General features: G+C 67.3%; 11 protein-coding genes. 7 read left to right on the forward strand and 4 right to left on the reverse strand.

The window, feature by feature from the left end; translation table 11 throughout:
* Positions 1-36: 36 nt before the first annotated feature.
* Both ACT6SE_RS08365 and ACT6SE_RS08370 read right to left on the reverse strand, forming a co-directional pair.
* Positions 37-1,035: a hypothetical protein gene (locus ACT6SE_RS08365; protein WP_046430166.1), complete on the reverse strand. Its 999-nt coding sequence runs from the start codon at positions 1,033-1,035 to the stop codon at positions 37-39.
* The gene (locus ACT6SE_RS08370; protein ID WP_229653773.1) at positions 1,032-1,550 is read right to left on the reverse strand and encodes an RNA polymerase sigma factor; all 519 of its coding nucleotides are present in this window, start codon (positions 1,548-1,550) and stop codon (positions 1,032-1,034) included. Before ACT6SE_RS08370 ends, ACT6SE_RS08365 begins: the two co-directional genes overlap by 4 nt.
* Positions 1,551-1,797: 247 nt before the next feature.
* Here ACT6SE_RS08370 and ACT6SE_RS08375 point away from each other — a divergent pair, with 247 nt between their 5' ends.
* Positions 1,798-4,638: a bifunctional diguanylate cyclase/phosphodiesterase gene (locus ACT6SE_RS08375; protein WP_046430168.1), complete on the forward strand. Its 2,841-nt coding sequence runs from the start codon at positions 1,798-1,800 to the stop codon at positions 4,636-4,638.
* Positions 4,639-4,657: 19 nt separating this feature from the next.
* On the opposite strand, the gene ACT6SE_RS08380 is transcribed toward ACT6SE_RS08375, so the two are convergent.
* Positions 4,658-5,251 carry an LOG family protein gene (locus ACT6SE_RS08380; RefSeq protein ID WP_014036864.1) on the reverse strand — a complete coding sequence of 198 codons (594 nt, stop codon included), beginning with the start codon at positions 5,249-5,251 and terminating at the stop codon, positions 4,658-4,660.
* Between the two features lie 193 nt (positions 5,252-5,444).
* Positions 5,445-6,941, reverse strand: coding sequence for an aminotransferase class III-fold pyridoxal phosphate-dependent enzyme (locus ACT6SE_RS08385; RefSeq protein ID WP_014646824.1), 1,497 nt, complete (start codon positions 6,939-6,941; stop codon positions 5,445-5,447).
* A 209-nt stretch (positions 6,942-7,150) separates the two neighbouring features.
* On the opposite strand from ACT6SE_RS08385, the gene queA reads away from it, so the two are divergent.
* The 6 genes from queA (at position 7,151) to fabV (ending at position 14,821) form a co-directional block, all read left to right on the forward strand.
* Entirely contained in the window at positions 7,151-8,218 is a 1,068-nt protein-coding gene (gene queA, locus ACT6SE_RS08390; RefSeq protein WP_014646825.1) for a tRNA preQ1(34) S-adenosylmethionine ribosyltransferase-isomerase QueA, read from the forward strand.
* A 98-nt stretch (positions 8,219-8,316) separates the two neighbouring features.
* Positions 8,317-9,447 carry a tRNA guanosine(34) transglycosylase Tgt gene (tgt, locus tag ACT6SE_RS08395; RefSeq protein ID WP_014646826.1) on the forward strand — a complete coding sequence of 377 codons (1,131 nt, stop codon included), beginning with the start codon at positions 8,317-8,319 and terminating at the stop codon, positions 9,445-9,447.
* 133 nt (positions 9,448-9,580) lie between these two features.
* Complete coding sequence (gene yajC / locus ACT6SE_RS08400; protein WP_046430173.1) at positions 9,581-9,925, forward strand: preprotein translocase subunit YajC; 345 nt, start codon at positions 9,581-9,583, stop codon at positions 9,923-9,925.
* A 61-nt stretch (positions 9,926-9,986) separates the two neighbouring features.
* Positions 9,987-11,843, forward strand: coding sequence for a protein translocase subunit SecD (gene secD / locus ACT6SE_RS08405; protein WP_046430175.1), 1,857 nt, complete (start codon positions 9,987-9,989; stop codon positions 11,841-11,843).
* Positions 11,844-11,859: 16 nt separating this feature from the next.
* Positions 11,860-12,840 carry a protein translocase subunit SecF gene (secF, locus tag ACT6SE_RS08410; protein WP_014646828.1) on the forward strand — a complete coding sequence of 327 codons (981 nt, stop codon included), beginning with the start codon at positions 11,860-11,862 and terminating at the stop codon, positions 12,838-12,840.
* Between the two features lie 721 nt (positions 12,841-13,561).
* Positions 13,562-14,821, forward strand: a complete 1,260-nt coding sequence (gene fabV / locus ACT6SE_RS08415) for an enoyl-ACP reductase FabV (RefSeq protein WP_041863324.1) — start codon at positions 13,562-13,564, stop codon at positions 14,819-14,821.
* Positions 14,822-14,880: the final 59 nt, after the last annotated feature.

Raw genomic sequence — 14,880 nt, forward strand, 5'->3', positions numbered from 1 at the left:
GCCATTCTACGGGGTCGCCGGAGGTCACTGCCCGCTTCAGTCGTCCAGCAGCGGGCGCAGGTCGCGCGGCAGGCGCGCTTCCGGATACTGCTGCACATAGCGCTCCAGGCTGGCGCGGGCCAGGTCGCGCTGGCCGTCATCGCGGCGCGCGCGGATCTTCTGCAGCCACTGCCGTCGCGGCAGCTGTGCATCGGCGTCCACCTCGGCCTGCACGGCATCCGCACTGAGCCGCGCGTCGGCGCCCCGGCGCATGACGCCGGGCGCGGAGCGGCTCGGGGCCTGCCGCTTCATCGAGGTGATCTCTACCCGATCCAGTGCCTGCGCCCGTTCCGCATCGGCAGCGTTGGCCACTGGCGCCTCGGCGCTGCGTGCTTTCAGCGCCCCTGCCGGGGCCGGCGCCAATGCCGGTGCAGGTGCCGAATAGGCAGCCGGTGCGGGAGGCGCGGGCGGTGCCGCTGCCGGTGCGGTGGCCGGACCAGGCGGGAGCGCCGCAAAGGACGTATCGGCGGCCGCATCCGCCGCCATCGATCGTGCAGCCTGGGCCGGAGCTTCAGCAGTCTCGGTCGGCGCAGGCTTGGCTACCCGCGCGACGGACGGCGCCGGGGGAGCGGCAACAGGGGCCGCCTCGGGTGCTGCAGGTTCGGTGGCCGTTTCCGATGCGGCAACCGCGCTGTCGGCTGGACTGCTCCCCGCGGCCTGATCGGCGGCCGCGACGTCTGCCGCAGCGGGCGCCGCGGCAACAGCGGCCTCGCCTGCCGGAACCGGCGGCGGTTCCGGGCGCAGCTGCCAGGCGATGCCGATGGCGAACACCATCGAGGCGGCGATGCCGAACACCGCCGGCCAACGCGGACGTGTGCGCTGCCTGCGCGGCGCCTCGGCGGGGACAGCAGCATCGGCCGCCGGTGCGTGCACGGCAGCGCGCGCCGCGGCCAGGATGGTGGCGTCCAGCGCGGCCGGCGGGGCCTGTTCGACGCGACGGCCGAGCAGGCGCGCCAGCTCGCGTTCTTCCGGCGTCAGCGGTTCGTCTCGGTTCATGCGTTCAATCCCGCACGCAGCTTGTCCATCGCATAGCGCAGCCGCGATTTCACGGTTTCCCGGCCTACGCCGGTGATCTGGCCGATCTCCTCCAGGCTCAGTTCCTGATCCAGCCGCAGCTGCAGCACTTCGCGCTGCTCGGGCGGCAGTTGCTCCATCGCCAGCTGGATGCGGCGACGTTGTTCGAATTCGGAAAGCTCGGCTTCCGGGGTCTGCCCGTCCTCGATCGCGGCCAGGCGCAGGTCGGCGTCGGCCGGTGCGGCAGGGCGATGGCGAGCGGCCCGCCAGTGGTCGTTCAGGCGGTTGTGGGCGATGCGGAACAGCCAGGTGCTGAATGCAGCGTCAGGCTGCCAGCCCGCGCGCGCGCTGATCACCCGCTGCCAGACATCCTGGAAGATCTCCTCGGCCAACGCGTTGTCGCGCAGTTGCCGCAGCAGGAAGCCGAACAGGCGCTTGCGATGGCGTGCATACAGGCTTTCGAACGCGCGCAGGTCGCCACCGGCCCAGGCCAGCATCAAGGCTTCATCGGTTGGCAGTGCGCTGGCTTCCACAGCGTACAGGGTAAGGCCTGCAGGCGGTGGCGCATAGCGGGTGACGGGGGCGGGCAGGGCGAGGTTCATGGCGTGGAAGCGGCTACGGGCAGGAGGAAAAACGTACGGGCGCACGATTCGGGGTTTACGGGCTTCCATTGCCCCCCGGGTGGCGCGCTATGCTCGGCGGCTCAGGGGAGGCGACGCACAGACGGCGCCGAGAGATTGTCATTTGTCCACGCACGTTGAACCGGCGGAAGAGCCACCACACGAGGCCGTGCTGAGCACGGCGCTGGTGCGCGCATTGCATGCGCTGCTGCCGGACTCGGCCGTGGTCCGTGTTGGCTGGGATGACCCGCAGCTGGGCCGCGGACAGGGCGGCTGGCCGGCTGTCGCGGCGGCCGACGCGTTGACGGTGCCCGGCGTGGGCAACGGTTGCCATGGCTGGGAATATGACGGTGCCCGCCTGCAGTTGTCGGTCGAAGGCGCCGTGCCTTCAGCGGCGTGGTGGGGGCTGGCCCGGCAGGCCATGGAGCTGGCGTTGCAGCGCGGTCGCCAGGCCGGGCAGATCAAGGCGCTGGAAGAAGCTGAACGGCTGCAGCAGGCGCTGTTCCAGATCGCCGATCTGGCTGGCGCCGACCTGGAGATGTCGGAGATGCTGCGTCACGTGCACGGCGTGCTTGGCACGCTGATGTACGCGGAAAACTGCTACATCGTCGAGTACGACGATGTCCGCGACCAGATCCGCTTCCTGTACTTCGCCGACCAGGTCGATGACTTCGTCGCCGATCCGTCGCAGAGCCATGACGCCGACGAGATGCCGCGCAGCCTGACCGTGGCGTTGCTGCGCCACGGCAAGCCGCTCAGCGGCCCCTCGCGCGAGTTGCTGGCGCGCGTGGTCGAGCAGGAGCACGACCCGCAGCGTGGACCGGAGAGCCTGGACTGGCTGGGCGTGCCGATGCTGCGCGATGGCCGGGTATGCGGCGCCATCGTGGTGCAGAGCTATGAGCTGGCGGCCCGTTATGGCGAGGCCGAGCGGGCGCTGCTGGGTTTTGTCGCGCAGCACGTGCAGACCGCGATGGACCGGCGCCAGGCGCAGGTCCGGCTGGAACAGCAGGTGGAGCGGCGCACGCTGGAGCTGCAGCGTGCCAACCACAGCCTGCAGGATGAAGTGGCCGAGCGCCGCCGCGCAGAGCAGCTGCAGACCGCGCTGTACAACATCGCCGAGATGGCGATGTCGGCCGACAGCCTGGCCCAGTTCTACGGGCAGGTGCATGGCGTGGTCGGGCGCCTGCTTGACGCGCGCAATTTCTACATCGCGCTGGTGAACGGGGCCGGCAGCGGCCTGGACTTCGTCTACTCGGTGGACGAGCACAACGCCAGCCGTGCACCACGCCCGTTCAGCCGCGGCCTGACCGAGTACGTGGTGCGCAACCGGCGTCCGTTGCTGGCTTCGCGGCAGCAGATCGACGCACTGCTGGCCAGCGGCGAAGTGCGCGAATCGGGCGCACGTTCGCATTGCTGGCTGGGCGTGCCGCTGCTGCGCGATGACGAGGTGGTCGGCGCGATCGTGGTGCAGAGCTACAGCGAGAACAGCACGTTCAGCGTGCACGATCAGCGCTTGTTGACCTTCGTTGCACAGAACATCGGAACCGGGCTGGCGCGCCAGCGCGACCAGCAGCAGCTGCGTTCGGCGCATGCCGAGCTGGAAAAGCGCGTGGAAGAACGTACCCGCGAGCTGGCCGAGGTCAACGAGAAGCTGCTCGGGCAGATCGGCGAGCGCCTGCGTGCCGAGCAGCGCCTGACCCATCAGGCCATGCACGATGCGCTGACCGGCCTGCCCAACCGCCTGCACCTGCTTGATCGCCTGCAGGATGCGCTGGCGCTGGCCAAGCGCGAGGGTGGGCCGGTGTTCGCCGTGCTGTTCCTCGACCTGGACCGCTTCAAGCTGGTCAACGACAGCATCGGCCACGCTGCCGGCGATCGCATGCTGGTGGAGGTGGCCAAGCGCATCGTATCGATGGCCGGCACCGATGACGTGGTGGCGCGGCTGGGCGGCGATGAGTTCGCGGTGCTGCTGCAGTGTCCGCAGGGGCTGGCACAGGCGCTGGAGTTCGGCCAGCGGCTGTTGCTGGCACTGCAGGAATCGATGTGGATCGCCGGGCGCGAACTGTTCCCGTCCGGCAGCCTGGGCATCGCCTTGTGGAACCCGCGCTACCGGACCGGTGAAGAACTGCTGCGCGACGCAGACGCGGCGATGTACCGGGCCAAGGCGCAGGGTCATGACCGCTGCGCGATCTTCGACGAAGACATGCGCGAAGAAGCGATGCGCAGCCTGGACCTGGAAGCGGATCTGCGGCGTGCGATCAACAACCGCGACTTCGTGCCGTTCTACCAGCCGATCGTGCGCCTGTCCGATGGCGAAGTGGTGGGGCACGAGGCCTTGCTGCGCTGGCGCCACGAGCGTCGTGGCCTGTTGCTGCCCGGGGCGTTCCTGGAGCTGGGCGAGGAAAGCGGCCTGATCGAGCAGGTCGACTGGCTGATCTACGAACAGGTCATCGCGGGACTGGCCGAAGGCGGCCACGGCTATGTCTCGGTGAACGTATCGCCACGCCATTTCCGCTCGGCCGAGTTCAGTGGCCGCCTGTTCGGTCTGCTCGATGCATGCGGTGCCGACCCGCGCCGGCTGCGCCTGGAGATTACCGAGGTGGCGCTGCTGGATGATGGCCCGCACACGCTGCGCATCCTGCAGGGCCTGCGCGAGCGTGGCATCCAGGTGCAGCTGGACGATTTCGGTACCGGCTTCTCGGCGCTGTCCTACCTGCACCGCTTCCCGATCAGCACGTTGAAGATCGACCAGAGCTTCATCGCCGGCCTGCATGGGCCGGAAGTGCAGAGCACGCGCGCGCTGGTCGAGGGCGTGTTGTCACTGGCCCGCACCTTGGGCATCGAAACCATCGGCGAAGGCATCGAGACCGAAGCGCAGCGGCAGACGCTGCGCGAACTTGGTTGCGACTACGGCCAGGGCTACCTGCTGGGCCGTCCGGCGCCGTGGGAGGGCGCGGTGGCCTGAGCCACCGCGCCGGGTCGCCTCAGCGCAGGGCGGAGCGACGCTTCTCGTCGATCCACTTGGAAGCCTGGGCCGGCTGATAGTTCTGCATCCACTCCAGCATTTCCTCGATGTCCGAGCCGTACCACAGGTCCTGGCGCTGGTCCGGATGCAGGAAGCGCTCTTCCACCATGCGATCGATCATGCCGATCAGCGGGGCGTAGAAGCCTTCCACGTCGAGGAAGGCGCATGGCTTGTTGCCGATGCCCAGCTGGCGCCAGGTCAGCATCTCGAAGATCTCTTCCATGGTGCCGAAGCCGCCGGGCAGGGCGACGAAGCCATCGGCGAGGTCGAACATGCGCGACTTGCGCTCATGCATCGAACCGACGATCTCCAGTTCGGTCAGGCCGCGGTGGGCCACTTCCCAGTCGGCCAGCTGGCGCGGGATCACGCCGGTCACCTCCCCGCCGGCGGCGAGCACGGCATTGGCCACGGTTCCCATCAGGCCGACGTTGCCGCCGCCATACACCAAGCGTAGGCCGTCACGGGCGATGCGATCACCCAGGGCAATGGCGCGTTCGGTGTAGGCCGGCTTGCTGCCAGCGTTGGAACCACAGTACACACAGATCGATTTCATGGATCTTCCTGTCTCTTGGCCGGAAACGAAAACGCCCCGTCGCCAACCGCAGGGCGGTCAGGGACGGGGTGTCGGTGGATTATGAGGCCTTGACAGGCCTTCTGTAGAGCCGAGCCACGCTCGGCTGCGCTTCGTTCAGATCGCGGCAAAGGCTGAGTCGAGCATGGCTCGACTCTACAAACGCCAAGCAGGCTTACGCGGCAGCCGCCTGTTCGCGACGCGGGCCTTCACGCAGGGCGCGGCCCACCATGCCGACCAGCAGGTCCAGCTCATCGCTGTCCATGCCGAAGTGCGGGGTGAAGCGCAGCGAATTCTCGCCGCCGTGGATCACGTTGATGCCGTGCTGGCGCAGCCATTCCTCGGTGGAATTGGCGCCGTAGCACTTGAACTGCGGGGCCAGCTCGCAGGAGAACAGCAGGCCGGTGCCCTGCACCTTGGTGATCAGGCCACCCAGTTCGCTCTTGAGCTGTTCCAGCTTGCGCACGGCCTCGGCACCGCGTTCGGCGATGTTGGCACGCACCTGCGGGGTCAGCTGCGCCAGGGTGGCACAGGCCACGTCCAGCGCGCGTGGGTTGCTGGTCATGGTGTTGCCGTAGATGCCCTTGCGGTACAGCTGCGCGGCGTGCTCGGTCACCGCCAGCACCGACAGCGGGTACTGCGCGGCGTTGAGCGCCTTGGAGTAGGTCTCCATGTCCGGCGGATCCAGGCCTTCGAAGCCCGGGTAATCGACCACCGACAGCACGCCATGCGCGCGCAGACCAGCCTGGATCGAGTCCAGCAGCAGCAGGCTGCCGTGCGCACGGGTCAGCTCACGGGCCACGGCATAGAACGCCGGCGGCACCGAACGGCCCGGGTCGCCTTCGCCCATTACCGGTTCCAGGAACACCGCCTCGATGAACCACTGGTTGCGTGCGGCGTCCTCGAACACCTTGCGCAGGCCGGCCTCGTCGTACGGCGCCACGGTGATCACCGAATCCTCGCCGCGGTAGCTGGCCAGGTGCTGCATGTAGCTCTTGCGGCTGGAATCGGAATACAGGGCAGGGCGGTCGGTACGGCCATGGAAGCTGCCCTTGACCACCACGCGCTTGATCGTGGCGCCGGCGTGGCGCGCGCCCGGGTCGGTCTGCAGCTTGGCGTTGACGTCGGCGATGCGCGCGGCCAGGCCAACCGCCTCGGAGCCGGAATTCAGGCACATGAAGCGCGCGAACGGGCAGCCGCCACGGCGGTGGCCGATCTCGGCGCGCAGGGCCGTGATGAAGCGCTGCTGCGACAGGCTGGGGGTCATGATGTTGGCCATCACCTGTGGGCGTGCCATCGCCTCCAGCACGGCATCCGGGGTGTGCCCGAAGCCGAGCATGCCGTAGCCGCCGGCGTCGTACAGCACCGCGCCCTTCAGGGTGACCACCCAGGGGCCACGCGCGGCCAGCGCCACGTACGGGGTCACTGCATCATCGGCGTAGAAATTGACGAAGCCGTCCTGCATCGCGTCGATCTGCGCCTGTTCGTCCTGCGCCAGCAGCGGCCCCAGGTCGGCCTGCACGCGCGCGAACTCCTCGGCGGCGGCATCCACTGCGGCGATCAGCTGCGGGTGGCGGACGGACAGGGCGGTCAGGGTGGCGTCGTCCAGGCCGGTGGTGAGGCGGGTGCCGGGCTGGGTGCGCAGGGGGGCGAGGCGTTCGATGAAGCTCATTGCAGATCTCCTGAAACGATGGGTCGCACGGGCCTTCAAAAGCAAAACGCGCGTCAACGCGCGCTTGGGGGCAGGCTCGTGCAGCGGACTTCCGACTCGATGCTAGCACTTGTTTTTTTGCGCGATAACCCCGCAAAAACCTGCTGCATAGCAGCATTTTGCGCGACGTTCGCCGCGAAGCACGCCGGCTCGCAGACGCTGGACGTACAATGCGCGCCATTGTCGACCTGTTGCCGCCCACTGCCTTGAAGAAGTCCGATTTCAACTACGACCTGCCGGCCGAACTGATCGCGCAGGCGCCCCTGGCCGAGCGTTCCGCCAGCCGCCTGCTGCTGGTGCCGCAAGCCCCCGCCGCGTTCACCGACCTGCAGGTGCGTGACCTTCCGTCGCTGCTGCAGCCGGGCGACCTGCTGGTGTTCAACGACACCCGGGTGATCCCGGCGCGCCTGTTCGGGCAGAAGGCCAGCGGCGGCCGCGTGGAGATCCTGATCGAGCGCTTGCTCGGCGGCCAGCAGGCCCGTGCCCAGGTCGGCGCCAGCAAGTCGCCGAAGGCCGGCAGCCGCATCGCGCTGGATGCCGGTGGCGAAGCCGAGGTGCTGGGCCGCGATGGCGAGTTCTACGTGCTGCAGTTCCACGTGCCCGAGTCGCTGGAGCAGTGGCTGCTGCATGCCGGCCGCCTGCCGCTGCCGCCGTACATCCAGCGCGAGCCGGGCGTGGACGACCGCGAGCGCTACCAGACCGTGTTCGCGCGCGAAGTGGGCGCGGTGGCGGCACCGACCGCGGGCCTGCATTTCGACGAACCGTTGCTGGCCGCACTGAAGGAAAAGGGCGTGGAGTTCGGCCACGTCACCCTGCACGTGGGCGCGGGCACCTTCCAGCCGGTGCGTGCCGAAGACCTGAAGGACCACGTGATGCACCGCGAGTGGCTGAATGTCGGTGCCGAACTGGTGCAGCAGGTGCGGCGCACGCGCGCCGCCGGCGGCCGCGTGATCGGCGTCGGCACCACCGTGGTGCGCGCGCTGGAAAGCGCGATGCGCGATGGCGAGCTGCTGCCGTTCGCCGGCGAGACGCAGATCTTCATCACCCCCGGCTACCGCATCCGCAGCGTGGACGCGATGGTGACCAACTTCCACCTGCCGGAAAGCACGCTGCTGATGATGATCTCCGCGTTTGCCGGCAAGGAGCGCGTGTTCGAGGCCTACCAGCACGCGATCGAGCAGCGCTACCGCTTCTTCAGCTACGGCGACGCGATGCTGCTGTTCCCGCAGGCGGGGTAGCGCGCCCCGGGAGGGCAGGGGCCCCCTGTGGGTGCGCACCTTGGTGCGCACGCCTTCTTGGGAGACAATAGGCAACTATTTGCCCCAATGACCGCTCCATGTCCCGACTGCAGTTCCAGCTCCAGACCCGCGACGGCCGTGCCCGCCGTGGCCGCCTGACCTTCCCGCGTGGCACGGTGGAAACGCCGGCCTTCATGCCGGTGGGGACCTATGGCTCGGTCAAGGGCATCCTGCCGGACCAGGTGCGCGCGCTGGGCGCCGAGATCATCCTCGGCAATACCTTCCACCTGTACCTGCGCCCGGGCCTGGACATCATCGCCGACCACGGCGGCCTGCACGGCTTCTGCCGCTGGGATGGCCCGATCCTGACCGACTCCGGCGGCTTCCAGGTGTTCTCGCTGGCGCACCGCCGCAAGATCACCGAGCAGGGCGTGACCTTCGCCTCGCCGACCGACGGCGCACGGGTCTTCCTCGGTCCCGAGGAGAGCATGAAGATCCAGAAGGTGCTCGATTCGGACATCGTGATGATCTTCGACGAATGCACCCCGTACCCGGCCACCGAGGACGTTGCCCGCCGTTCGATGGAGTTGAGCCTGCGCTGGGCGCAGCGCAGCCGCAACGCGCATGACGAACTGGGCAACGACGCGGCCCTGTTCGGCATCGTCCAGGGCGGCGTGCATACCGACCTGCGCAGCCGCTCGGCCGATGCCCTGCAGGCGATCGGCTTCGACGGCTACGCCATCGGCGGCCTGGCCGTGGGCGAGCCGGAGCACGAGCGCAACGCCATGCTCGACCACCTGGACCCGGAGCTGCCGGGCGACCGCCCGCGCTACCTGATGGGCGTGGGCCGGCCGGAGGACCTGGTCGAGGGTGTCGCACGTGGCGTGGACATGTTCGATTGCGTGATGCCGACCCGCAACGCCCGCAACGGCCACTATTTCACCTCGTTCGGCACCGTCCGCATCCGCAACTCCCAGTACGCGCGCGACATGGACCCGATCGAGCCGGGTTGTGGCTGCGTGGCCTGCACCGGCGGCTACACCCGTTCCTACCTGCGCCACCTGGACCGCTGCAACGAGATGCTGGCGCCGATGCTGGGCACCCTGCACAACCTGTTCTACTACGAAAAGCTGATGGCCGACATCCGCGCGGCGATCGAGGCGGGAACCTTCCTGGCCTTCCGTGAGTCCTTCTACGCGGCACGCGGGGCGGTGGCCCCGCCGCTGTAACCCGAACGCCCCCTGCCAAACGGCCCAAGGACGAACGCCCGGGGCCGTGGCATACTTCAAGGCTGACCCAGATCCGCGGTCGACACCCCCGTCCCTGAAGGGACGGGAGCGCCGCCCAACCAAAGGACCAACGATGAACCTGCTTGCTTTCCTGATTCCCGCCGCCCACGCCCAGGCCGCCGGCGGCCAACCGCAGGGCATGGGCCTGACCACGCTGCTGTTCCCGGTCATCCTGATCGCCATCATGTACTTCCTGATGATCCGCCCGCAGATGAAGCGGCAGAAGGAACACAAGTCCATGCTGGAGAAGATCAAGCGTGGCGACGAAGTGCTGACCAACGGTGGCATCGCCGGCAAGGTCACCGACATCGGCGACAACTTCATCACCATCGAAGTGGCCGAGAACGTGCGCATCCGCGTGCAGAAGGGCGCTGTCGGCAGCGTGCTGCCGACCGGCACCCTGGATTCGGCCAAGTAAGCCACTCCCTTTCCGAAGCACAACCGCGGCGCCGGGGATGGCGCCGCGCGGGACCCAAGCAATGCTCGAATTTCCACGCTGGAAGTACGTCGTCATCCTGATCGTACTGGCGCTCAGTGCGCTGTACGCGCTGCCCAACATCTACCAGAAGGACCCGGCCATCCAGATCACCGCCAACCGTGGCGGGCAGATCGACGATGCGCTGCGCGACCGTGTGCTGGCCGACCTGAAGAAGGCCGGGGTCACTGCCATCGGTGCCGAAAAGGAAGGGGAAAGCCTGATCGTCCGTCTGCCGGACCTGAAGTCGCAGTCTGCGGCCAGCGATGCCCTGCGCGACACCGTCGGCGAGAAGTACACGGTGGCCCTGAACCTGGCCTCGACCGTGCCGGACTGGCTGGCCCGGCTGGGCGGTCGCCCGATGGTGCTCGGCCTGGACCTTCAGGGTGGCGTGCACTTCGTGCTGCAGGTCGACCAGAAGGCCGCCCTCGACAAGCGCCTGGATGCCTACACCGAAGACGTGCGCGGCACCCTGCGTGACGCCCGCATCGCCTACCAGTCGGTGGAGCGCCGTGCGGACAACAGCATCGTGGCCAACCTGAGCCCGTCCGCCGGTGACGACGCCGCGCAGCGTGCCCGTGCCGCCCTGGTCAAGGCACAGCCGACGCTCGGCTATGACGTCAGCGGCAACCGCATCACGGTCACCGTGCCGGAGACCGAGATCACGCAGATCGCCAACGGCGCCATCGAGCAGAACATCAACACCCTGCGCAACCGCGTGAACCAGCTCGGCGTGGCCGAGCCGATCATCCAGCGCCAGGGTGCCGACCGTGTGGTCGTGCAGCTGCCGGGCGTGCAGGACACCGCCGAAGCCAAGCGCATGATCGGCGCCACCGCCACCCTGGAGTACCGCGCGGTGGTCGAGGGCAATGCGCAGGACGCCATCAATTCCGGCCGCATCCCGCCGGAAGCGAAGGTCTACCAGCAGCGTGATGGCCGCGGCCCGATCCTGCTGAACAAGCGCGTGATCGTCACCGGTGACCAGATGGTCGGCGCGCAGGCGGTGACCGATTCGAACAGTGGCTCCCCGGCCGTCAGCGTGACGCTGAACAATGTCGGCGGCCAGCGCATGTTCGACTTCACCAGCGCCAACGTGAACAAGCCGATGGCGGTGGTCTACACCGAACGCGTGCCGACCGTGACCGTCGTCGACGGCCAGGAAGTGCGTGGCTTCAAGGTCAACGAGGAAGTGATCTCGGTGGCCAACATCAACGGCGTGTTCGGCAAGAACTTCCAGACCACCGGCCTGCAGAAGAAGGAAGCCGAGGACCTGGCCAAGCTGCTGAAGTCCGGCTCGCTGGCCGCGCCGATGGACTTCGTCGAAGAGCGCGTGGTCGGCCCGAGCCTGGGCGCCGAGAACGTCAAGAACGGCATGCGCGCGGTGGTGTTCGCGTTCCTGTTCACCCTGGTGTTCTTCAGCATCTACTACCGCATGTTCGGTGTGATCACCTCGGCGGCGATGCTGTTCAACCTGCTGATCGTGGTGGCGGTGATGTCGCTGTTCGGCGCGACCATGACCCTGCCGGGCTTCGCCGGCCTGGCGTTGTCGGTGGGCCTGTCGGTGGACGCCAACGTGCTGATCAACGAGCGTATCCGTGAAGAACTGCGCGCCGGCGTGCCGGGCAAGACCGCGATCGTGACCGGTTACGAGCGTGCCTCGGGCACCATCCTCGACGCCAACCTGACCGGCCTGATCGTCGGCGTGGCGCTGTTCGCATTCGGTACCGGTCCGCTGAAGGGCTTCGCGCTGACCATGATCATCGGTATTTTCGCCTCCATGTTCACTGCGATCACCGTGTCGCGTGCGCTGGCGACGCTGATCTACGGCCGTCGCAAGAAGCTCCAGAACGTGGCCATCTGACGGGACGACACGCACAATGAAACTGTTTCCGCTGCACATCCTCCCGAACGACACCAAGATCGACTTCATGCGCTGGCGCCATGTCGCCATGGCAGTCACCATCGTGGTGTTCCTGGCCTCGGTCGCCATCATCGGCATCAAGGGCTTCAACTACGCACTGGACTTCACCGGCGGCACCCTGATCGAAACGCGTTTCGAGAAGGCCGTGGACGTCGAGCAGGTCCGCGCCAAGCTGGAGCAGAACGGCTTCGACGGTGCCCAGGTGCAGAGCGTCGGTGGCAATACCGACCTGCTGATCCGCCTGGCGCCGCACGGCGAGCATGCGCCGGGCACCGGTGATGCCGCTGCCGAGGACAAGGCCACCGCCGCGGCCGTGGTGAAGGTGCTGTCCAGCGCCGACAACCAGGCCACGGTGATGAGTACCGCATTCGTCGGCCCGCAGATCGGCAAGGACCTGGCGAAGAACGGCCTGTACGCCACCATCTTCATGCTGGCCGGCTTCCTGATCTACATCGCGGTGCGCTTCGAATGGAAGTTCGCGGTCACCGCCAGCATCGTGGCGATGTTCGACCTGATCGTGACGGTCGCCTACGTGTCCCTGCTGGGCCGTGAGTTCGACCTGACCGTGCTGGCCGGCCTGCTGTCGGTGATGGGCTTTGCGATCAACGACATCATCGTGGTGTTCGACCGCGTCCGCGAGAACTTCCGCAGCCTGCGCGTGGACTCGATGGAGGTGCTGAACCGTTCGATCAACCAGACGCTGTCGCGTACAGTGATCACCGCGGTGATGTTCTTCCTGTCGGCGCTTGCCCTGTACCTGTACGGTGGTGCGTCGATGGAAGGCCTGGCCGAGACGCACATGATCGGTGCGGTGATCGTGGTGCTGTCCTCGATCCTGGTCGCGGTGCCGATGCTGACGATCGGCTTCCTGCGCGTCAGCAAGCAGGACCTGCTGCCGAAGGCGAAGGACGTCGAGGCCCTGGCCCGTCGCCCGTAAGCATCTGCTGCATGCGGCACACAGAGAACCCCGCGCAAGCGGGGTTTTTTGTGTGCAGGGCTTGCAGCCCTGCACCCGCGGTAGTGCCGGCCGCTGGCCGGCAACAGCAACAGCAACAGAGTGCATTCCGTGGTTGGGCGGGACGGTGTCGGAGTGCGGGGACGCCGCAAGTACGTCCGTGTAGGCTCGGTCGCCGCATCCATGCGGCTGACACCCCGTACTCCGACACCGCCCCGTCTCTGACAGATTCCTGCGGCTGTTGGTAGGTGTCGACCTTGGTCGACACATCTGTCAGATATCGATAATCAGACTGGAATCAGATCTACCGTGTCGACCAAGGTCGACACCCACCAGAGAAGAATGCTGTCCCGACAGGTCGCGGAAATCTGTCGAAGGCGGGGTGGGTCCGGTTGCGGGGGCGTGAGCCGCATGGATGCGGCGACCGAGCTTACATGGACGTACTTGCAGCGCCCCCCGCAACCGGATCCACCCCGCCAACCCACAGGAACCCAGCTTTTGACGCTGCTGTTGAGGTTGCCGGCCAGCGGCCGGCACTACCGCGTGTGCAGGGTGCAACCCTGCAAAACAAACCTCACCCTACGCCAGCGTCGGTTGTGCAATCGTCCCCCGCGCACTACGATCCTGCGGTTCGCGCGCGCAGGCGCGCGCCCGTATTCCTGCTGAGCGCCCCGTGCGCCGCATCTGCCAACCCGAGGTATCCATGGTCATCAAACCGCGCGTCCGCGGCTTCATCTGCGTCACCACCCACCCGACCGGCTGCGAGGCCGCGGTCAAGCAGCAGATCGACTACATCCGCGCGCGCCCACCGATCCAGAACGGTCCCAAGCGGGTGCTGGTGATCGGTGCCTCGACCGGCTACGGCCTGGCCGCGCGCATCACCGCTGCCTTTGGCAGTGGCGCCGCCACCCTCGGCATCTTCTTCGAACGGCCGGGCAGCGAGACCAAGCCGGGCACGGCGGGCTGGTACAACTCGGCTGCGTTCCACAAGTACGCCGACGAAGCCGGCCTGTATGCCAAGAGCATCAACGGCGATGCCTTCTCCGATGAAGTGAAGGCGAAGACCATCGAAATGATCAAGGCCGATCTCGGCCAGGTCGACCAGGTTGTCTACAGCCTGGCGGCGCCGCGCCGCAAGCATCCGAAGACCGGCGAGATCATCAGCTCCTCGCTGAAGCCGATCGGCGAGCCGATCACCCTGCGTGGCCTGGATACCGACAAGGAAGTGCTGACCGAGACCCACCTGCAGCCGGCTACCCCGGAAGAGATCGCCGGTACCGTCGCGGTGATGGGCGGTGAAGACTGGCAGATGTGGATCGACGCGCTCGCCGATGCCGGCGTGCTGGCCAACGGCTGCACCACCACCGCCTTCACCTACGTGGGCGAAGAGATCACCCAGGCGATCTACTGGAATGGCTCGATCGGTGCGGCCAAGAAGGACCTGGACACCAAGGTGCTGGGCCTGCGCGAGAAGCTGGCCAAGATCGGTGGCGATGCACGCGTATCGGTGCTGAAGGCGGTGGTGACCCAGGCCAGCTCGGCCATTCCGACCATGCCGCTGTACCTGTCGCTGCTGTTCAAGGTGATGAAGGAAAAGGGCACCCACGAAGGCTGCATCGAACAGCTGGACGTGCTGTACGACATCCTCTACGGCGGCAAGGCCGACGGCGTGGCGATCGATCGCCTGCGCCACGACCTGGTCGATGGCGATGGGCGCACCGTTGCGCTGATCGATGAGGAAGGCCGCCTGCGCGCCGATTACAAGGAAATGGCCGCAGATGTGCAGGGCAGGGTGGTCGCGCTGTGGCCGCAGGTGACCAACGAGAACCTGTACGAGATCAGCGATCTGGCCGGCTACAAGGCCGACTTCCTGCGCCTGTTCGGCTTCGGCGTGGAGGGCGTGGACTACGAGGCCGACGTCAATCCGGACGTGAAGATCGAAAATCTGGTCGACATGACCTGATCAACGAAAAGGCCGGCGAACGCCGGCCTTCTCGTTTGTGTAGAGCCGAGCCATGCTCG

The sequence above is a fragment of the Stenotrophomonas sp. LC732 genome, assembly GCF_052446685.1.
In the GTDB taxonomy this organism is placed as follows: Bacteria; Pseudomonadota; Gammaproteobacteria; order Xanthomonadales; family Xanthomonadaceae; genus Stenotrophomonas; species Stenotrophomonas muris.